The sequence below is a fragment of the Mesorhizobium sp. WSM4887 genome, assembly GCF_029625865.1.
Lineage (GTDB): Bacteria > Pseudomonadota > Alphaproteobacteria > Rhizobiales > Rhizobiaceae > Mesorhizobium.
In genome coordinates this window covers 1,108,945-1,129,223 of sequence record NZ_JARTVP010000001.1, presented here as the reverse complement: position 1 = coordinate 1,129,223, position 20,279 = coordinate 1,108,945, and the positions used below count along the sequence as shown (strand labels likewise).

Genomic DNA, 20,279 nt, shown 5'->3' with positions numbered 1-20,279 from the left:
CAAATGCTCGGCGCTATTGGTTCCTTCAAATCTCGCGCGGGAGAGGGCATGGAAAGTTCCGCCGTGGGGCTCGAATGACAGCCGGACAGGCGACCGGTCCTTACGGAGGCCCGAGGGAAGCAGGCCGGCACCCCATTGCGCATGTTCGGCCGAGACCCGTTCGTGCTGTTGCCGATCCGGCGATCGTTGCGTGCGCGGCTCATGGAACAGAGTCCTGCCTTCGGCCATTGTGTTATGGGCCGGGGGCGACCTGATAGGGGAGCCATGGCCGACTTTCGAAACCGGATCTCACCTGCCCGCGAGGCCGAGACAAGCTCGCGGCAAGCTAAGGCGCGCAACCGCTGCATCATCGTCATCGGCGCGTCCGCTGGCGGGGTTGAGCCCCTGAAAGCGATCGTGAGCGACCTGCCTGCCGCTCTACCGGCGGCCGTGTTCGTCGTGGTCCATGTCGGCCAGGTCAGCTATCTGCCGGAAATCCTCGACCGTGCGGGAGCGCTGAAAGCCTCCGGCGCCAAGAACGGCGAGTCCTTCAAGATGGGAAACATTTATGTCGCGCCGCCCGGCTTCCATCTTCTTCTGCATGACGATCACATGATGCTGCGCCGCGGCCCGCGCGAGAACCTCGCGCGGCCGGCGGTAGACCCGCTGTTCCGCTCGGCGGCGCTGAGCTTCGGCGCAAGCGTCGTCGGCGTGCTGCTGTCGGGCGCGCTTTCCGACGGCACCGCCGGCCTGCGGGCAATCAAGGCGGTCGGCGGCCTCGCGGTGGTCCAGCATCCCAAGGACGCGCTGGTGCCTTCCATGGTGGAAAGCGCGCTGCGTTATGTCGACATCGATCATTGCGAACCCGCCGCCAAACTCGGCGGCTTGCTGGGCAAGCTGGCGGCCGAGCCGGCCGGAGAAACGTTGCCGGCCCCACCGACGGTCAGGCTGGAGGCCGCAATCGCGGCACAGGAGCATTCGACCATGAAAGAACCAGATCGACTTGGGCAACTGTCGGTGTTTACATGCCCGGAATGCCACGGGCCGCTGTGGGAGATCGAGGACGGTGACATGCTGCGCTATCGGTGCCATACCGGGCACGCTCTCACCGCCGATGCGATCATGGAGGCGCAGGCGATCGAGGCGGACGAGATCCTGTGGAGCCTGCTGCGGTCGCATCAGCAGCGGGCGGAGTTTGCCCGGCGCATGGCGGAGCGGGAGAAGACGCGACATCGCTCCCAACTCGCCAGCGAGTTCGGCAAGCGGGCGAGGGAATACGAAGCGGATGCCTCCGTCATCGAGCGCATCCTGGAAAGCAGGCGGACACAGGTAACAGGCAATGGCGCAGGCGGCGAGGAAGGCAAGCACAAGGAAGGCACGGACTAGCCCGCGCCAGGATGAGAGAGAGCCCGCGCTGTTCCCTGTCATCGGCATCGGCGCATCGGCCGGCGGCATCGCGGCGTTGCAGAAGTTCTTTCCGGAAGTGCCGGCCGACAGCGGCTTTGCCTATGTCGTGATCCAACACCTCGATGCCGAGCATGAGAGTGTGCTCGCGAGCATCATCCAGCGCTCCACCGCGATCGAAACGCAGACCGCGGTCGAAGGCGCGGAAGTCGAGCCGAACAACATCTACGTCATCCCGCCGGGCGTCTCGGTGACCATCCGGAGACAGCGTTTCAACATGGCCAAGATGGCCGCCACGCGCGCGAAGCGGACGCCGATCGACGATTTCTTCACGTCCCTGGCACAGGATCAAGGGGAGGATGCGGCCGGGCTGATCCTTTCCGGAACCGGCAGCGACGGCACGATCGGGCTCAGGGCAATAAAGGAACATGGTGGCCTAACGCTGGCGCAGCAGAGCGCCGAATATGATGGCATGATGCGCAGCGCCGTGCAGAGCGGCCTGGTTGACATGGTGCTGCCGGCCGAGGAGATGGCTGCGAAGCTCGTCGGCTATTTCAGCCACGCCAACCGCGATGAAAGCGAACGCGACCGCCGCAAGCGCGAAGTGGGCGAACAGCTTTCGCGGATCACGGGGCTGTTGCGTACGCGCACGGGCCATGATTTCAGCGGCTACAAGGACAACACCATCCTGCGGCGCATCCAACGCCGCATGCAGGTGCTGCAGATCGACGATCCCACGGCTTTCTACGAGCGGCTGCGCGACGAGCCGCAGCAGGTCGACCTTCTGTTCCAGGACCTGCTCATCGGCGTGACCAGCTTCTTCCGGGACCCGCAGGCCTTCGATGCGCTAGAGAGCTTGGTTATTCCGAAGCTTTTCGGGGGCCGCAAGCCGGACGAGACGATCAGGGCCTGGGTGCCCGGCTGCGCCACCGGAGAGGAAGCCTATTCGATCGCCATGCTTTTGAAGGAGAACGCGCCGCGGGGCGCCGCTTCTCCCAACCTGCAGATCTTCGCCACCGACATCGACGAGCGTGCGCTGGAAGTGGCGCGCGCCGGCCGCTATCCGGCGACCGTCGCAAGCGACATCACGCCGAAGCGCCTGAAGGAATTCTTCTCGCGCGAGGACGGCACATATCGTGTTTCCGCCGAGTTGCGGGAAGCCTGCCTGTTCTCGGCGCACAATCTGTTGCGCGACCCGCCGTTTTCCAAGCTGGACCTCATCGCCTGCCGCAACCTCTTGATCTATATGGGGCCGGAGCTGCAGGAGAAGATCATCCCGATCTTCCATTATGCGTTGCGCAATAACGGCTATCTCTTCCTCGGCTCGTCCGAGAACGTTACGCGCCATGCGCGCCTGTTCTCGACCATCGACAAGGCGACCCGCATCTTCCAGAAGCGCAGTGAGGTCGCCGCGCAACGCCTGCCGGAATTCCCACTTGCCGCCGCCGCCAGGCAGGCTGTTCCCAGCACGCGCCCGCGGGCAACGACAGGAACCCTGCAAGAAGTTGCCGAACGCTTCCTGGTCGAGCGCTATGCTCCGGCCCACGTGGTCGTCAACGCCGCCGGCGAATTGATGCACAGCTCGGGCGGGACAGGCAAATATCTGGAACTTGCCGCCGGCGCGCCCGACCACAACGTCTTCTCCATGGCCCGTCGCGGGCTGCGCATGGATCTGCGCGCTGCCCTTCACAAGGCAGTCAGCACCGGACAGATGGCGGTGCAGAACAAGATCAGCATCGGCACCAATGGCGGACGCCAGACGATCAGCCTCGCCGTGCAGCCGCTGCCGGTCGACGGCAATTCGGATCCGCTCTACATGCTGGTCTTCCGCGATATCGGCGGGATAAAGGCGGAGGCAGAGGACGAGCCTGTCCACACGACCGACGATGTCGAAAGCGCCAATGTCAGTCAGCTCGAAAAGGAGCTGCGGGAAACCAGGGAACGGCTGCAGATCACGACGGAGGAGCTAGAATCCTCCAACGAGGAGTTGAAATCCTCCAACGAAGAACTGTCCTCTATCAACGAGGAGCTGCAATCGTCCAACGAGGAGTTGGAGACCTCCAAGGAGGAGCTGCAATCGATCAACGAGGAACTGCAGACCGTCAATGCCGAGCTCAACATCCGCGTCGACGAGCTCAGCCGCGCCAACAACGACATGTCCAACCTGCTCGAAAGCACGCAGATCGCGACCGTGTTCCTCGATCGCGACCTTTGTATCAAGAGCTTCACGCCGACGGCACGCGACCTGTTCAGGCTGGTCGAAAGCGATGTCGGCCGGCCGCTCGCGCATGTGCGGCCGCGCTTTGCCGCGGACCGGCTGCAGGCAGACATGGAGCAGGTGCTGCAGCGGCTGGGCACGATAGAAAGGCAGGTGGAAGGCACCGAAAGCGGCAAGCGCTACATCATGCGCGTGATGCCCTACCGCACCGTCGACAATGTCATCGCCGGCGTCGTCGTCACCTTCGTCGACATTACCCAGATCGCGCAGGCGGAGGAAAAGATCGGCGCGCTGTCGCACGACCTGCGCAACCGCCTCGAAAGCCTGGAGACTGTTCTGGATCTTGTGCCTGTCGGCATCTTGATCGCCGAAGACGACGACGGCGATGCCATCCGCGCCAATCGCCGCGCGGCCGAGCTCGCCGGCCGGCGCGCGGCGGACGGCAAGCTCAGCACTGTGCCGGCGGTCCTGCCGCTAATGGTGAACGGCTCCAAGGTGGAGACGCACGAGCAGCCGCTGCAGAAGGCGATGCGAACGGGCAAGCCCGTCCGCGGCTACGAAGCCCGAATCGCGCAGGCGGACGGCTCAAGCATCGACGTGATGATGTCGGCCAATCCGCTGTTTGACGAGTCCGGCAGGGTTCGGGGCGCTATTGCGGCCCTGGTCGATGTCTCGAACCATAAGGAGGCCGAGCGCGCTCAGGAGAGGCTGCTGCACGAGCTGCAGCATCGTGTGAAGAACATCCTAGCCACGATCACCGCACTGACCTCGCGCATGATCCGCTCGTCAAGCTCAATGGGGGAATTCGCGACATCATTCCATGAGCGACTGCACGCGATGGCGCGCACGCATGAGGTCCTGTCTTCCCACAATTGGGGCGACGCCGACCTCGAGGAACTGCTGAGGGCGACGTTTTCCCCCTACAGCACCACGGGACGCCAGAATCTAGTCGTTCACGGCCGGCCGTTCCACCTCGATGCGGCAACGGCGGCGGCACTCGGCATGGTGTTCTTCGAGCTTGCCAGCAACGCCGCCAAATATGGGGCGCTTTCCGTCGAGACCGGACGCGTCGAGGTCTCCTGGAACGTGGTGAAGCCGCGCATGCTTTCGATCAGCTGGAAGGAACTCGGCGGTCCGGCCGTGGAAGAGCCATCCCGCAGAAATTTTGGAACCACTTTCATCCAGCAGAGTTTGGAGTACGAGTTGAGGGGGAGTGTCGAATTGAACTTCCGGCCCACCGGCCTGGAGTGCCTGCTTGAAATCCCCCTTGCCCGAACCGAAGCCTTCGAGCCGCTGCCCGGCTACGCATGAACAAGAGCGCTCCATTATCGGGCCTGCGAATCCTCGTCGTCGAGGACGCTTTCCTGGTTGCGCTCGACCTCTCCGACGAACTGACCGATGCGGGCTGCCATGTGGTGGGGCCCGCGCCCTCGGTCCAACAGGCCTCGAGCAGATCGATGGCGTCGAACTCGATGGGGCGGTGCTCGACGTGAACCTGCATGGCGAACGCAGTTTCCCGCTTGCCGAGCACCTCGCAGCGCGCCACGTTCCTTTCCTCTTCCTCACCGGCTATGACAGCGCAACGGTCTTTCCCGATCAGTTCCGGGATTCGCCGAGACTGTCGAAGCCAGTAGACTCCAAAGTGCTGATCGAGGCGGTCGCCCGATTGGCGAGCGCAGGCACCGAGGCCGCGCGGCGCTCTCGCCTGTAGCAATCGGGCTCCTGCAAGGGTTTCGCAACATCCAATGTAGGTATTGGTCTGTAGGTCTTTTCTACTCCTCCGCTAGTGTTGATCCTTTTGCTGACGAATGATCGCAGGATCACGGGCGGCCGGGTCAATAGTCGGACCACGAACAACCTCGGAGCATAACGAGCGTGGTGATCTTTGCGGCCTCGGCGGATTGGTCGCGAGTTGGTTTCTCTAGCTCGAACGGCGACCCCGTTGGTTGGCCGGAGGCGTTCAAGCAAGTTCGTTTACAACAGGAACGATCATCATCGTCACGCATTCTCCCTAATCAATGCCCATCAACTCTCTCTGCTGGGGTGAGAACCGTGTTACCCAAAGGCCATGCCGTGCCTGACTGCGTACCGGGCGAGGTCGCTGTCGTCGACCTCATTCCTGCCTTGCGTGCTTTTGCGCGCACTTTTTGCCGCTTGCCCGATGACGCCGACGATTTGGTGCAGGAGACCCTGACCAAGGGGCTTGCGAACCTGGACAAGTTCGAGCCGGGGACGCGATTGAAGTCCTGGCTTTTCACCATCATGCGCAATACGCATTACACGCGGGTCAAGGCGGCAGCTAGGGAAGCGCCCGGTTTGCTTGACTGCGCCTCCAGCCGGCCGATTTCGGAAGCCTCGCAGGACTGGTCCGTTCGGACCAAGGAAGTCTACCGCGCCATCCAGAAGCTTCCGATACATCAGCGCGAGGTACTGACGCTGATCGGTGTGCTGGGCGTCAGCTACGAAGAAACCGCGGAGATATGCGATTGCGCGGTCGGGACCGTTAAAAGCCGTCTCAACCGCGCGCGTGCAAGCGTCCTGGAATTTCTTGATGAAAGCTCATCGCAAGCGCTGGTCGAAAGACACGACCATCTCGCGGAAGATCACTGGGACAGAAGCGCTGACAGGCATCGATGAGGCTTGTCGTCAGTTCTCCTTTTTGCACCGGCGCTTCTCGATCAGCGCATTCTGCAACTCGATCGCGAGCTTAGCCAGGCGATCAGGAACTTTTTCCTGCTCAATGGCGGTCAACAACGACGCGATCTCTTGGTCTATGCCCAGGCTTGCCTGGCTGACGGGATCGCGCTGGCTCGGACGAGACATGGCATTCTCTTAGCAAATGTGGCCCCTTCGAGATTCACTTGAGACCATACACGGCCGGAGTTTGCAAGGCGCTTCCAGCCGCCGATCAGCTTCAGCCCCGCAGCAGATCGTGGCGGAGCGAAAACCCTTTGCCTGAACTGATCCGTTCCGAGCTTGCAAAGTCTTGCGATATTCGCCGCAAGATCAGTCTTCCGGGATCCGGTTTGCCGCGTGGTCCTGATACTGATCGGACTTGATCCGATTGCTGTCGAGGCCGCGTTCTTTTGTATGCTGTTTCTTATCCCGGTTCGACAGGACGTCATTTTCGCCAATCATGTCTTTCGGAACCGTCGTCTTCGCTCCGGTCCCGGCACCTTTGCCCTGACTGCCGCGTCCCATGTGTTTCTTACCGCCGGACGCCATCTTCTTCTCCTGGGTCTTCCAGATTCTGCGCAAGTGGTCTGGGAGCCGAACTTCGGTCCGTCGGTTATGTTCCGCCGGTACGACGAATAAGAAAGGCGGTGCCGTCCCATCGACGGAAAGGCATCTCGCCATCGATGAGGACGTCCATGGCGCATATTCGGGCGAGATGGCGGATGTCGGAGGAATCGGCGGCGGGCGACATCCGGTATGAATAATTCAGGATTGCCGCCATCCCTCCCGGCCGCAACACGCGCGCCACTTCGATAAAGTGCCGCTCGGCGACGCCGGCAAGTACCAGGTAAGGGAAGCTGTCGACCGCCAGCACGCCATCAAAACCCGCGTCGACGAATTCGCCAAGATCGAGGCCCGAGGTCCGGCGGAATTCAACATTGCCAAGACCGGCGCAGCGGCGGCGCGCGACGGCAATCATCCTGGGGGAGATATCGATGCCGACGATATGCTCCGCTCTGGCGTGGAGCGCGCATTCGAAGCGGCCGATGCCGGAGCCGATATCGAGTATTGTCTTGTCCGCGCCGGTAAAATCCTGTCGCTCCAGCCAGGAGACGATTTCGGCCGTTGCAGCCGAAAGCTTTTCCTCGTCGCCAAGCGACGAAAGTTGGACGCTGGCCGCCGGAGAGATGGCGACCGCCTCGTCAAAGCCCCCGGCCAGCCGGCGGATTGTCATCTCACCGGTTTCGCCGCGCAGACGGTCATGACAAACCGAAGCTGCCGTTGACCTCAGACTATCGAAGGCATCTGCTTTGCCTGAAAGAAGCACAGCGATGTCCTCGAGCCAGCCCCTTTGCTCGACAGCGCTTGTACGCATGTCCAATGCGACGTCCGCCAATTCTGGCGCGCGCATATCCGTCTCGACTGCCAATCTGGCGACCGCGACTTCGGCGGACAGGTCGGTCGCCATGCAATCCTCGAGGATATGCCTCGCGGTCGACCTCACTCGCTCTGCTGTGGTCATGGCGAGGCGCTCCGGGTCCAGACCCGTTGTATGGTCCATCGGTCCTTTGCTCCCCAGCTGTATTTGTAGCTCTCCCGGCCGCGTAGAAAATCGAACTCTCGCGCGCCGTCCTGAACGGCTTCGGCGATAGCCTTGCCGATCAGAATGGCGCCGGGGCTCTCCGATGCGTAAGCGGGGTCGAAGCCGCCGAGATAGGCATAGGCGCGGTCGTGGTGATGAAAACCGTAATAGGCGCCGACGACGGCGCCGTCGATTTCCATCAGCCAGCACCGCGCCAAATGGCTCGCGGCGAGACGGGGCAAGGCATTGCGATGAAACTCGATCGCGCTTTGCGTCAGCACGCCGCCGCCCTGTCCGGCCCAGCGGGCGTCGTGCAGGCGGATCAGCTGACCGAGAAATATCTCCGGCGCGGCCTCCGCCCGGTTGATCGTCACCCGGCCTCTCCAATGCGCGGCTCGCAGCGCGCGACGCAGCTGGCGTCTTCGCCGCGCGGGAACGCACCCTGCAAGCGTCTCGTCGCCAGCCAAGGCAAGCACGGGGCAGGCGGCATGGCCGGTAGATCGGCTCTCTTCGATATAGGGCAGCAAAAGCTCCAGGGATGCGGCTTCACTCGAAAGGTCCGGCAGGATCCATTGCGACCATTCGAGCGAAAGCACAGTCTCGGCAATCAAGGTACCGACGGCTTCTTCGAACTTGGGTGCGCAAAGAATATCGAGATAGTCGCTCAGCGATATTCCGATCGGAAGCAGGCGCAAACCGGAAGCGTGCCGTTCGAGGTAGAGTGGTGCCAGGCCGACGAGATCGTTTCCGTTCCACACGGCGATCGCCGAGAGATCGCCCGGCGCGAATGTCCGCCACCATGGCAGGAGCCAGGCGGGTGACTGGAAAGGCGTAGCAGAGCTGCATTGCGACCAGAGCGGCCACCAATGCTGCTCTAGACCGTCGAGCGCTTCTTGGTCGCGGATGACATCGGCACGCAGGCCGCTCACCCGGCGGCTCCCAACCGTGCTCGGGAATCGCCGAGCTTTGCCAATGCCCGATAGGCATCCATATAGGCCGAAACCATGCGATCGAGCGAAAACCGATCTCGCGCCTCGGCCCGGCATATTTCGTTGTCGAGGTCGGCCGAAGCGTCGATGGCTATCGCCATCTCGTCGATATCATTGACCAGGAACCCGGTCTTGCCGTGCTCAACGACATTGGGCAGGGCGCCATTCGGGAAGGCCACAACCGGCGTGCCGCAGGCGAGGGCTTCCATGGCAACGAGCGAGCTCGTCTCCGCGGCGAGGCTCGGAATGACCAGGCAGCGGGCGGCGTTGAGAAGCCGCCGCTTGGCGAAAAACCCGAGCGGTCCCAGGAAACGCCGCCGCCTGTCGAGGCGAGGCTCCACCTCGTCGGCGAAATACTGAACATGTGTCCGGTAGGGATATATCTGCCCTCCTATTGCAAGCGGCACTCCAGCGCGCTTCGCGGCGTCGATCGCCAGGTGGATGCCTTTTTCCGGGCATATTCGGCTTAACACGAGCGCGAAATTGCGATGCGACCGGGGGGCGGCAAGCGCATTGACGTCAACCCCGTTTGGGATGGGCGCGATCAGTCTCGATCCGGCCGGCGCGGTTGCTTGCTGCGCCTCCGAGACCGCGTGCAGCCACAGGTCTTCACGGGCCGGGCTCAGCACTCCGGCGGGATACCAGGCAAGCGGCAGGTGCAGTGTCACGAGCGTGGGGCCGTCATCGGGAAGATAGGCATCGAAATCGATGCCATGCAGATGGACGACATCGATCGGCCAGCGCGCACGCGCGGCTGCGATCGCCGCGCGGTGCGCGTCCTGGGCGCGGCTCTTTGCCGTCTCGTCGAGCGCGCCTGTTTCGGCAGGCGTCTCGACCAAGGTCCCGGCCGCGCTGGAGCCCCGGCAGGCGACGACGATGGATTGATGGCCTTGCCTGACCAGTGCGTGATCCAGCATCGACAGCACCTGCTCGGCGCCGCCGACCGCATCGAGGCCGACAGGCGCAAGCGGATAGGCGACGTTGAGCACTGTAAGCGTCATGGCTGATCGAGCCGAAGTGACCTCATGCGGCCGAGACCCGCCGCATGGGAATCGCGGCGTCGCGCACGCCAGGTGCGTAGCGGCGCACCATCTTGGCGCAGAATTCGGCGAACTCTTCGGGCGCCTGTGGCGGGCTGGTGTGATGGGGCTGCAGGCCTCGGTGCTCGGGCGTGAAGCAGAAAGTGATGGTGACGTTGAAGTCTGCCAGGGCTTCCATCTGGCGATCGAACCAATCGAGGGCATTCGGTCTGAAACTGTCGGCCCAAGAGAGGCCGGTGCGCAGATTGGTGACGCCCAGCCGCTTCATCCAGGCGACGGCGTCGTCCAGCCGGTGGTCCTCGAAATGGAACCACTGGACGAGGCCCATTTCCGGAGTGTGCCGCACGAACTCTTCGAGCGCGGGCTTGGGCGAGCCATCCTCGCGCAGAAGACCCATGTAGAAATGACGGTAATAGGAGGAGCCTTCCACCTCGCGGTGCCGTGTGGTCGCTCCCCAAGCATGCGGCAAATCATAAAGGCTATACCATTGGACGCGGGGCGCGTTGCCAAGCAGAAGCTCCGCCGTCCGCCGCAGGCCCCAGACCTGGACCTCCTCGGCGCCGAAGCTCGACACGCCGACTTCGCTGATCCAAATCGGCAGATCGGTGACTTCGGCGATCTCGCCGAGCTTTTGCGGCCATTCGTGGATCTGCCAAAGGTTCCAGTCGAGCGGGAAGCCGTGCACGGCGACGGCATCGACATGGTCGAGGACACCATATCCCTTGATCAGCGACATGAAGCCGGCATCGATCGGCGAAATGCCGCCAAGCACCCTGGTGATCGCCGGGTTTTCAAGCCCGATCGCGTGCGCCGCCAGGATAGTCATGCCGGCGAAGCGGCTCCAGTCCGGATCGAGCTCTGGGTCCCAATGCGACTTGTTGTTGGGCTCGTTCCAGATCATGGCGGCTTCAATCATCATTTCGTCCTTTCGACGGGTAGACCGCACCTTCACCCGCCGGCTCATCGGACGCGCGGCAGAAGTAGACCTCGTCTTCCGGGTGAAGCAGGATCTGGAAGCCGGCGGTGCGCAGCATCGCCTCGATGCAGCCGCGGTTCGGGATCCACCAGTTGGTCGGATCGTCGGCGTAGCGGTGCTCGATGAAGTGCAGCTTCGGGAATTCGGTTCGATCGAACAGGTCGAGCGTCCAAAAATCGTAGTTCTGTTCGAGCGCGAGGATTTCGCTGCTCCCGCGTTGCATCGACTGGAAGATCATCAAGTCGCGCGCAACATGCTCGCGGATGAGGTCGAGCGCTAGCAACGGGTGGCGTAGATGGTAAAGCACGCCCATGAAGAGCACGATGTCGAAGGTCTCGCCGAGCGCGCCGACGTCGTAGACCGATAATTGCTGGAATTCGATGTCGCACTCGGCGATTTCGGCGGCGAAACGCGCTTGCGTCAGATAGTCCACGTCGAAATCGATGCCGAGCACGCGATCGGCGCCTCGCTTCTTCATTTCAATGGAATAGAACCCGGCGTTGCAGCCGATATCGAGCACCGACTTGCCCGAGAGATCGGCCGGGATCGCATCCGCGAATTTCTGCCATTTCACCAGAGGATAGTTGCCGAGGAAATGGTCGGGAGCGGTCTCCACGCCCGCCAGTTGCATGTTGTGGAACCACGGTCCAAGCGCATCGATGCGGCGGCGAATTTCCGCGTCGGAATGCAGCATGGTCAGCCTCCCTCGCCTGGCAAGGATGGCACGTGCGAGCGGCTCGGCGGCACGAATATCGCTGTGCCATCGTCTTCCGAGGCGTCGTTGTTTTCAAGCAGCCGGAGCGCCGTGCGGTAGCCGTTGAAGGTGCCGACATCGACATAAGCCGAGCCCGCCTTGATGCCCCAGGCTTCACCACCGGCAGCAAGGTAAGCATTGACCAGCGTTCCGAAATACTCGTCGCAGCCGTCCCGCTCGCGCCAAAGCGCCGCGAGCCGCTGAAAGATGCAGCCCGGCATCTTGAACGCGCCCCAGACCCAGTCGGTGGCTGCGTCCTGCTGCTTGACCTGGATCTGCTCGACGCGGCCGTCCTGATCGACAACCACGGCGTCGAAAAGCTCGGGACGGTCTACAGGAAACAGCAGGAATGACAGCCGGTCGTCCGGCAGATGGCAGAAGCCGTCCTCGGGGAACCAGATCGTGTCCGGCAGACCGATCAGGACAGTCTCTTGCGGCGCGACGAGAGGGGCGGCGCGGAAGATCGCGTCGCAAAGACCGACGGGAGAGGGCTGGGCCACGAAAATCGCGGCCGCGCTGTCATAGCCGGCCGCATAGTATTCGAGGATATCGGACTTACCCGAACCGATGATGAAGCAGATCCTGTCGACGCCGTTGCGCACCATTCGGCGCACCAGATACTCACTGACCGCGCACGGACGCTCGGTTTGCCCGTCCATCCGGCTGCCAACCGGGAGCAGCTCCTTGGAAAAACCCAGCGGTTGAATGCGGCTGCCGCGCCCCGCCGCAGGCACGATACCCAACATCACACGGTTTCCTTCATCGGTTCGCTTGCTGGCGCGGTGGCGGCTTCGACCAGAAGCCGGTCCAGTTCCGCGGCGCGGCGTGCGGATGTGTGTTCGTCGAGGACGCGTTCGCGGGCTCGGCGGCGCAACGCCTCGAGCTCGCCGTCCGACAAACCGAGCGCGGCGACCACATCGTCGGTGGCATGTGCAAGCAGGATTTCGCTGCCGGGCTCGAAGAAGTCGTCCAGACCCGGCCAGTCGTCGGAAACGATGGCGGCGCCGCAGGCAGCCGCTTCGAACAGCCGGCCGGAGGGGCACCAGCCCTTGCGCGCCATGGCCTCGCGGGTGACATTCAGGGTGAGACGTGACGAGCAGAAGAAGGCCGGATGATCGGCAGGCGGCAAATGCCTGACGAAGAAGATGTTGTCGCTCCACGGAAACTCCTGCGGATATTGAGCGCCGCCAATGACGAAACGGCGATCCGGCAGCCGGACAGCGGGCGCGACGAGCAGCTTCTCGACGCCGGCCTGGCGATCCGCGGCATAAGTGCCGAGGTAGGACAGATCGCCGGCAAACTCGGCCCTGGGCTTTGCCGGCCGATGACGCTCCGGATCGACATGACCGTAGAGCGGCACGACGCGGCGCGCCCCCAGCATGGACTTGAGCGCACCGAGTGCCTCGCCGCCGGTGTAGCTCAGCACCAAATCGAAATCGCGAAGGCCTTCCGGACCGAAATAGGGAGGCTGCTCCCCCTGCTCGATGCGCGCGAGCGTCACCGCGGTGTCAAGATCGTAGAACACCTTGAGCCCACGGCAACTCTCCTGCGCGAGGCGTGAGGCTTCAACAGCATCCGGGCAGTAGGAGGTGACGATGACCGCGTCAGCCTGCCGGACCGCAATTGCCGCAGCCTGGGCAATATCATCCCATCCCGGATAGAGCACCACGTGGCCGCCATCGAGATCGGTGAGATCCCTTGCGCCGGCATAGTAGGGCGTGTCGCGCTCAAAGAAGCTGATCGACCAGCCGAGTGGCGCCAGCGCGCGTATCAGCCCGCGCCAAAGCGTGGCATGTCCGTTTCCCCAGGAAGAGGTGACCGTGAGGCCGAAGATCACCATGCGCATCGGGCAGCTCCAGTCAGGCGATTTCGTTCAGGCGAATGAGCTTAGAGCCCCAGTCGCCATGGACGACGGTGGTGATCGAGGCAGGTTCGATGTCGAAGCGAAAACAGTCGCCGAGCTGAAGGCCAAGCACCTTGCACACCGCAGCCTTGATGACGTCCGCGTGACTGATCAGTGCAACGCATCGGTTTGGGGCCTGTTCGCGCAGCACGTCCATGAGGTCGACGATCCGCTGCTGGGTGTCCTGCATGGTCTCGCCGCTCGGTGTTCGGGCGCTCTGTCGCTGGTCGTTCCACATCCGCCAGGCGGCGTCATCGGCCAGCTCTTCGAATGTCTTGCCGGACCATGCGCCGAAATCGATCTCGTCCAATTCCTGGCAGATTCCGATCTGCTCGATATTGCAGGCGACAGCGATCGGTTTCGCGGTTTCCAAGGTGCGCTTGCGCGGGCTGCTGAAAATGGCCGCGAGCGGTTCCCTCGCCAGACGGCGGGCCAGACGCAGCGTCTGTGCCTGGCCGGTTGGGCCAAGATCGATATCCTGGCGGCCTGCCAGATAGCGGCCGACATTGTCATACGCAGCATGCCGCACGAGGAAAATAGTCGTTGTCATTCCGCGGCGTCGAGCATCGGCTCGCCCCTACCGGCTATGAAGGCGAGGGTGCGCAGGCGGGCTTCGGCATCGGTGAACTGCTCCGGCGGAGACTTCATGAAATAACTGCAAGGCCCGGTGAGCGCCCCAGCGATACCGCGATCGAGCGCCAGCTTGGCGCAGCGCACCGCGTCGATGACCACTCCGGCGGAGTTGGGCGAATCCCAGACTTCCAGCTTGAGTTCGGCATTCAGCGGGACGCCGCCGAAGGTCGTGCCTTCGACCCGGATATAGGCCCATTTGCGGTCGGTGAGCCAAGGCACATGATCGCTGGGTCCGACATGGATGTTGCCTGGCTCGAGCGGAACATCGATCTGGCTGGTGACCGACTGCGTCTTGGAGATCTTTTTCGATTCCAGCCGCTCACGCTCCAGCATGTTGAGGAAGTCCGTGTTGCCGCCGAAGTTGAGCTGGTAGGTGCGGTCGATGCGCACCCCGCGCTCCCGAAACAGATTGGCGAGCAGCCGGTGAACGATGGTAGCGCCGACCTGGCTCTTGATGTCGTCTCCGATCAGGGGCAGGCCGCGCTCTTCGAAGCGGCGGCGCCATTCCGGCCGCGAAGCGATGAAGACTGGTATGCAGTTGACGAAAGCGCACCCGGCCGCCAACGCGCATTCGGCATAATAGCGGGTTGCCGCATCCGAGCCGACCGGCAGATAGGACACCAGCACCTCGGCCCCGCTTTCCCGAAGGCCTGCGGTCACGTCGGCGACCGGCTCATTCGCTTCCTCGATTTCATCGCGCAGATATTTGCCGATGCCGTCGAGTGTAGGTCCGCGTTGCACGCGCACGCCGATCGGCGCCACATCGGCAAAACGGAAGGTGTTGTTCGGGGCGTTGTAGATTGCTTCGGCCACATCGCGCCCGACCTTGCTCTTGGCGACGTCGAAGGCGCAGACGACCTCGATGTCTTCGACATGGTAGCCGCCGAGATCGGCATGCATTAGCCCGGGGATCGGCTCGTTGCTTTTTGCCTGACGATAATAGGTGAGGCCTTGCACTAGGGAGGATGCGCAATTGCCGACACCGACGATGCCGATGCGAACCTTTTTCGATGTCACGAAACCGCCGCCTCTATTGTTGGAGGTAAGTTCCTCGCGCCGAACTGTGACCGGTCAGGAATGTTCCTTGAGAGGTGGAAAATTCGCCGATGCGGTCGACGTTCAATACTCCCGTTGCCGCGTTGTCTCCGAGGCCAGCGCAGGACGCGACGTTCGGAGTGCGGCTAATGGAATCTCGCCCGCTCGGCCTCAAATCCGGCCCATGAGCGCCATGATCACCAGGATGACAAGTATGACGCCGAGCACGCCCGAAGGCCCATAGCCCCAGCCCGACGAATACGGCCAGGCCGGGATCGCGCCGATCAGCAACAAGATCAGGATAATAATGAGGATTGTGCCGAGACTCATATCGGGTCCCCTTCATTGGCGAGGTGGACGTTCGGACCTCAGACTGCGGGGCTCATATGCTATTTGTTCGTCATTCGTCTGAGGCGCTGGGGGCTCAGTCCAGCCTGCGCAGCATGTCAGCTTCCCGCTCGAGGATGGTTGCGACTTCTTCGCGTTGAAGATGCGTCATCATCAGGCTGACGCAACATTCGAGGTAGGTGATGGAGGCTCGTCGCAGGAAGGCGGCGGTTTCCGCGGCCGCCATCTGCTCGATGTCCTTGGCTGATCGCTTCGACTGCACGACTGCGTTCTCCGTGCCGGTTATCGGGCCCAACCAGAATCTCGGTCGGATGTTCCGCTTCGGTGAAAAGAACGCGGGACGCATCGGGATCCTGCGGGCCGCCGGTTTCAACTCCGTCTGCCCCGGACCTGTTGGTCGCGGTGGCGGGCGACACGGTCGCGCTGCCGTCGAGTTCGGCGAAGTAGACGACCGTTTGCAGCAGGCCCTGCCGGAGAGGCACCTTGGGGGCCCAGCCGAGAAGCTCCTTCGCTCGGGCTATATCGGGGCGTCGCCGGCGGGGATCGTCTTCCGGCAAAGGCAGGAATTTGACGGGCGACCTGGTGCCGGTCAGTTCCCTCACCAGGCCGGCCAATTCGAGGACGGTGAATTCCCCGGGGTTGCCAAGATTGATCGGCTGGCGCGGATTGGGCTCGATGTCCATCAGCCGCAACAGGCCTTCGACCAGGTCGGTGACGTAGCAGAAGGATCGCGTCTGCCGGCCATCGCCGAATATCGTCATCGGCCGCTTTTCAAGTGCCTGCATGACCAGATTCGAGACGATGCGACCGTCGGCGGGGTCCATCCTTGGGCCATAAGTGTTGAAGATACGGGCGACACGCACGTCGGCCCGATCGGCCCGAAGGTAGTCGAAGCAAAGCGTCTCCGCAGTGCGCTTGCCTTCGTCGTAGCAGGCGCGCGGGCCGGTGCAGTTCACATGGCCGAGATAGTCCTCACGCTGCGGATGCTGCTCGGGATCACCATACACTTCGCTGGTCGATGCCTGCAGGAAGCGTGCACCGTCGCGAACGGCAAGCTCGAGGAGATTGAGCGACCCGACCACGCAGGTGCGCGTGGTGTGAACGGGATCGGCCTGGTAGCGGGGCGGTGACGCCGCGCATGCCAGGTTGAAGACACGGTCGACCGGTTCACCCAGTTCCAGCGGGCTGCAGATATCCTGCTCGATCAACCGGAAGCGCGATTGGCCGATAAGCGGCGTAATGTTCTCCATTCGGCCGGTGAGAAAGTTGTCGATGCAGATCACGCGATAGCCGATGCCAAACAGGGCCTCGCATAGGTGCGAACCGAGGAAACCGGCACCGCCGGCGACAAGCGCCGTCCGTGTCTGTTGGGCCTTTCTTGAACGCCGCATCTGTGTGTTCTCCTGTCTGCCTGTCATGCTGCACTTTCGACATCCAGATCGAGCACCGGACGTGTCTGTCTTGCCCGCGCCAGCATCGACGTGAACTCTCGTGCCCGAGCAACTCCGGTGTGTCTTTCCAGGACCAGCGAATGGGCCTGCCTGGCCATGCTGAGCCTGGCGCGGTCGGGCTGTCCCAGAAGAATTCCCGTCACATCATCTGCGCTGCCGGCCGTCTGTATCGCCGTAGCCGGAAAGAAACTGTCGAGGCCGGGCCAGCGATCGCTGATGATCGGCGTCCCGCACGCCGCTGCTTCGAAAAGCCGGACGCTGGGCGACCATCCGGCTTCGACCATCGAAGTGCGTGTCACATTCAACGTGTAGCGCTGCCGGCTATAAAATCCGGCATGCTCGGCCGGCGGCAGGTGCTCGATCCGCTCGACATTATCGGGCCAGTCGATATCGTGCGGGTATTGCGAGCCCGCAACCACGAAGCGTCGATCCGGCAGTCGACGCGCAGGCTCGAGCAGAAGCGTTTCCAGGGTCTGTTGCCGATCCGGACTGTAGGTGCCGAGATAGCCTAGATCCCATTTGATCACATTTCGGTTTCGATGGTGCCGCTCGGGGTCGACGGAGCAATAGAGCGGTTCGGCCCGACGCGCGCCGAATTCGAGCTCCAGGCGATGGAGGGTCGGTCCGCCCGTGAAGGAGAAATAAAGGTTGAAATAGGGAATCTGCCGACGCGCGAGATAGTCGCAGTCATCCTCGGCAATCCTGGCCAGCGTCACCGGCGTGTCGATGTCGTAGAAGCAGAATAGCCCGGTGCACAGCGACGCGAGGTCGTCGATGACCGCCCTGCCTTCAGGCACGAACGAGCCGATGACCACAACATCGGCCTGCTGAAGGTCTCGTTCATGGCTGCGACGAAGCTCCTGGACGGTGTCGTAATAGCGCAAGTCGCAATAATCGGGGTCGCGCAGGTCGCGGTGGTGCGCGTACCAGGGCACGTCGCGTTCGAAGAAGGTGACGCGATGGCCGAGCTCGTCGAGGCCCCGCAGCAGCCCCCGAAACGTCGTCGCATGGCCATTGCCCCAGGAAGAGGACAGAGAAAGACCCAGGAACACGATATCGAGTGCCTTCGTCATTCTGCGGCCTCCACGGTCTCGCGCTCGAAATGCGCCTTTAAGATTGCGTCAACCCGTTCAGCCCTCAGTGTGTAGGTGTGCTCGGCCAGAACACGCCGAAGCGCTGCCGCCCCGATCGCCTTTGCGCGCCCTGGTGTGAGCGTGCACATGATCTCGACAACGTCGGCGCCGTCTCGCGCCACCAGGATTTCCTCGCCAGGCGTAAGGAACAGCTCGACACCGGCCCAGGCGTCGGTGATGAGGCATGCACCGGCGCCGGCCGCCTCGAACACCCGCGTTGCCGGCGAAAAGCCGTTGCTGGCCATGCTGTCGCGGCTGATGTTCAGCACCGCCTTCGGCGTGACATTGAAGGCGTTATGGTCTCGAGTGCCGACATGGCCGAGCCAGGAGACATTCGCCGGCATCGGCTTGTCGCCCCAGCCTGATCCGCCGAGCAGGAACTTCTGGTCCTCCAGCGCACCGGCCGGCTCGAGGAAGAAGCCTTCCACGCGGGCCTCGCGATCCGGCAGGCGATTGCCGAGAAAGGCGAGATCGCAGGCGAAGCGGGAATCTCGGGCGACGGGGAAATGCGTCTCGGGATCGAGCGCGTTGTAGATCGGCACACATTCGGCGGCGCCAAGCGCCCTATAGTCCCACACGACGGGATCTCCGCCGCCATAGGTCAGCACGAGGGCGATCCTTTTGAGCTCCTCGTGGAGAGGATGGCCGGCATCGTTCCGCAATTCGCTGAGCGTCGCCGGGGCGTCGACGTCCCAGAACACCGTCAGCGCGTCATTGCGGGCGTGGTCGAGCACGGCGCGCAACAGCGCTTCGTCTTCGAAGCCCACACCGCTTGCCTTGACCACGATGTCGGCCTGCGCGGCGCAGCAAGCGACTTGCATCAGCGCATCCGGCGTCGCCTCGTAGACGACGACGTCGCACCAGTCGGGAACCTCGATGTCGCGGTGCTTCTGCCGGTCAAAGGCGTCCGGCTCGTAGAAGACGATGTCGTAACCGCGCCGGGAAAGTGCCTTCAGCAGGCCGCGATAATAGGTGGCGGCGCCGTTCCAATAGGACGACAGCAGGCTGGATCCGTAAAAGGCGATCTTCATGCGGCGGCCTCCCTTGTTGGCACCCCGTCAACCGCATGGCGATTGCCGCATGCGGCGAGTATGTCGAACAATTCGTCGGCGCGGCGCCGGCATGTGTGCCGTGCCAGGATGGTTTCCAGCCCGGCTGCCGCCAGAGCCTTCGCAAGCGCGGCGTCGTGCAGCACGTCGCGCAGGTGCTGGCGCATCTCGGAGCCGTCGCGGGCAAACAGAAAGTCCTTGCCGGGACGGAACAGCTCTTCCACGTCCGACCATGGCGCAGAGACGAGGGGAATGCCGCAGGCCAATGCCTCGAACATGCGGATCGTGGGAATGCCCGGCAGATGGTCCCGATAGGGTCGGCGCGGGATGTGCACCGTCACGCGATGCTGCGCGAACGCTTTCGGGACGTCGGCATTTGCGATCCAACCCTCGTGGCGCAAGCCGGCGTCGGCGAGCGCGGCCCGCGCCTGCGCTGGGTAGCGCACCCCGTGAACGGTTCCCGACAGGCCAAGCTCGCGTGCCGGCGCGACGAGGAACTCGTGGATTTCGGCGCTGCGTTCGTCGTCGCCCCAGTTGCCGACCCAGACCAGATCCGATACGGCGTCGACTTCGGGAGAGGGTTTGAACAACCGTTCGTCCGCTGCTTCATGCCAGGTGAAAGCCCGTCGGCCCCAGCCGGCGCGAAGGTAGCTCTCCCGCAACGCCTCGCCGAAGACCAAGACGCCGTCATAGTGCTCCAGGTTCAGTGCCGAGATCGACTGCGTCGCCGACACGGCGCGGTGATGCGTGTCGTGAAACAGCAGCGTGAACTTGCCGCCGTTGAGCTTGGCCCGCCCGATCCGCGCCACAAGATCTGGATCGGTCCATTCATGGACGATCACCACATCCGCCTTCGCAATCCAGGCCTCGTGATCGAAGGACGCATCGTAGGTCACCGGCATCAGCTCGGGAAAATCCTTCCGGAAGCGCTCGACGGCGAAGGAGCCTTGCTCGGCCAGAAGGTTCGAACGACTCCAACCGTCCGCGGGTTCGAGCGCGAGGGCGTGGTGTCCGTTCGCAACAAGCTCGCGCATGATGCCGCGCTGGAAATGCGCATTGCCATGGTTCCAATCGGAAACGACGGAATGGGTGTAGAATACGAAATGCAT

The 20,279-nt window shown here is 63.0% G+C and carries 19 protein-coding genes and 1 pseudogene; 4 read left to right on the top strand and 16 right to left on the bottom strand.

Annotation, left to right across the window (positions count from 1 at the left end):
- The first annotated feature begins 264 nt into the window (after positions 1–264).
- The 4 genes from P9230_RS05345 to P9230_RS05330 all read left to right on the top strand — a co-directional run bounded on the left by P9230_RS05345 (position 265) and on the right by P9230_RS05330 (position 6,238).
- Entirely contained in the window at positions 265–1,365 is a 1,101-nt protein-coding gene (locus P9230_RS05345) for a chemotaxis protein CheB (protein ID WP_278117726.1), read from the top strand.
- Complete coding sequence (locus P9230_RS05340) at positions 1,319–4,912, top strand: CheR family methyltransferase (RefSeq protein WP_278117724.1); 3,594 nt, start codon at positions 1,319–1,321, stop codon at positions 4,910–4,912. The genes P9230_RS05345 and P9230_RS05340 overlap by 47 nt, the downstream gene beginning before the upstream one ends.
- 169 nt (positions 4,913–5,081) lie before the next feature.
- Positions 5,082–5,312 (top strand): hypothetical protein, encoded by a 231-nt coding sequence (locus P9230_RS05335; protein WP_278117723.1) that lies wholly within the window; start codon positions 5,082–5,084, stop codon positions 5,310–5,312.
- A 362-nt stretch (positions 5,313–5,674) separates the two neighbouring features.
- Positions 5,675–6,238: a sigma-70 family RNA polymerase sigma factor gene (locus tag P9230_RS05330; RefSeq protein ID WP_067320579.1), complete on the top strand. Its 564-nt coding sequence runs from the start codon at positions 5,675–5,677 to the stop codon at positions 6,236–6,238.
- Positions 6,239–6,247: 9 nt separating this feature from the next.
- Here P9230_RS05330 and P9230_RS05325 read toward each other — a convergent pair whose 3' ends face one another.
- From P9230_RS05325 to P9230_RS05250, 16 genes and pseudogenes are all read right to left on the bottom strand, one after another.
- Positions 6,248–6,424, bottom strand: a complete 177-nt coding sequence (locus P9230_RS05325; protein WP_082953720.1) for a hypothetical protein — start codon at positions 6,422–6,424, stop codon at positions 6,248–6,250.
- 183 nt (positions 6,425–6,607) lie between these two features.
- Positions 6,608–6,826, bottom strand: a complete 219-nt coding sequence (locus tag P9230_RS05320) for a hypothetical protein (protein WP_066992288.1) — start codon at positions 6,824–6,826, stop codon at positions 6,608–6,610.
- 64 nt (positions 6,827–6,890) lie between these two features.
- Positions 6,891–7,799: a methyltransferase domain-containing protein gene (locus P9230_RS05315; protein ID WP_278117720.1), complete on the bottom strand. Its 909-nt coding sequence runs from the start codon at positions 7,797–7,799 to the stop codon at positions 6,891–6,893.
- The gene (locus P9230_RS05310; protein ID WP_278117718.1) at positions 7,796–8,788 is read right to left on the bottom strand and encodes a GNAT family N-acetyltransferase; all 993 of its coding nucleotides are present in this window, start codon (positions 8,786–8,788) and stop codon (positions 7,796–7,798) included. The genes P9230_RS05315 and P9230_RS05310 overlap by 4 nt, the downstream gene beginning before the upstream one ends.
- The gene (locus P9230_RS05305; protein WP_127213761.1) at positions 8,785–9,849 is read right to left on the bottom strand and encodes a glycosyltransferase; all 1,065 of its coding nucleotides are present in this window, start codon (positions 9,847–9,849) and stop codon (positions 8,785–8,787) included. The genes P9230_RS05310 and P9230_RS05305 overlap by 4 nt, the downstream gene beginning before the upstream one ends.
- Before the next feature lie 22 nt (positions 9,850–9,871).
- Entirely contained in the window at positions 9,872–10,804 is a 933-nt protein-coding gene (locus P9230_RS05300) for a beta-xylosidase (protein ID WP_278117716.1), read from the bottom strand.
- Entirely contained in the window at positions 10,797–11,558 is a 762-nt protein-coding gene (locus P9230_RS05295) for a TIGR04290 family methyltransferase (RefSeq protein WP_278117714.1), read from the bottom strand. Before P9230_RS05295 ends, P9230_RS05300 begins: the two co-directional genes overlap by 8 nt.
- A gap of 2 nt (positions 11,559–11,560) precedes the next feature.
- Entirely contained in the window at positions 11,561–12,364 is an 804-nt protein-coding gene (locus P9230_RS05290; protein WP_067320592.1) for a sugar phosphate nucleotidyltransferase, read from the bottom strand.
- Positions 12,364–13,464 (bottom strand): glycosyltransferase, encoded by a 1,101-nt coding sequence (locus P9230_RS05285; RefSeq protein WP_278117712.1) that lies wholly within the window; start codon positions 13,462–13,464, stop codon positions 12,364–12,366. Before P9230_RS05285 ends, P9230_RS05290 begins: the two co-directional genes overlap by 1 nt.
- Positions 13,465–13,477: 13 nt before the next feature.
- Positions 13,478–14,071 carry a histidine phosphatase family protein gene (locus P9230_RS05280; RefSeq protein ID WP_278117710.1) on the bottom strand — a complete coding sequence of 198 codons (594 nt, stop codon included), beginning with the start codon at positions 14,069–14,071 and terminating at the stop codon, positions 13,478–13,480.
- On the bottom strand, positions 14,068–15,171 hold the full coding sequence (locus tag P9230_RS05275; protein ID WP_067320599.1) for an inositol-3-phosphate synthase: 1,104 nt from the start codon (positions 15,169–15,171) through the stop codon (positions 14,068–14,070). The genes P9230_RS05280 and P9230_RS05275 overlap by 4 nt, the downstream gene beginning before the upstream one ends.
- Before the next feature lie 189 nt (positions 15,172–15,360).
- On the bottom strand, positions 15,361–15,519 hold the full coding sequence (locus P9230_RS05270; RefSeq protein ID WP_066991972.1) for a DUF3309 domain-containing protein: 159 nt from the start codon (positions 15,517–15,519) through the stop codon (positions 15,361–15,363).
- Between the two features lie 452 nt (positions 15,520–15,971).
- Positions 15,972–16,928 (bottom strand): annotated as a pseudogene (locus tag P9230_RS05265) (UDP-glucuronic acid decarboxylase family protein); the annotation flags it as partial.
- 23 nt (positions 16,929–16,951) lie between these two features.
- Entirely contained in the window at positions 16,952–18,061 is a 1,110-nt protein-coding gene (locus tag P9230_RS05260) for a glycosyltransferase (RefSeq protein WP_095826276.1), read from the bottom strand.
- A complete protein-coding gene (locus tag P9230_RS05255) occupies positions 18,058–19,152 on the bottom strand; it encodes a glycosyltransferase (protein ID WP_095826277.1) in 1,095 nt (364 codons plus the stop codon). The genes P9230_RS05260 and P9230_RS05255 overlap by 4 nt, the downstream gene beginning before the upstream one ends.
- Entirely contained in the window at positions 19,149–20,279 is a 1,131-nt protein-coding gene (locus tag P9230_RS05250) for a glycosyltransferase (RefSeq protein ID WP_127323618.1), read from the bottom strand. The genes P9230_RS05255 and P9230_RS05250 overlap by 4 nt, the downstream gene beginning before the upstream one ends.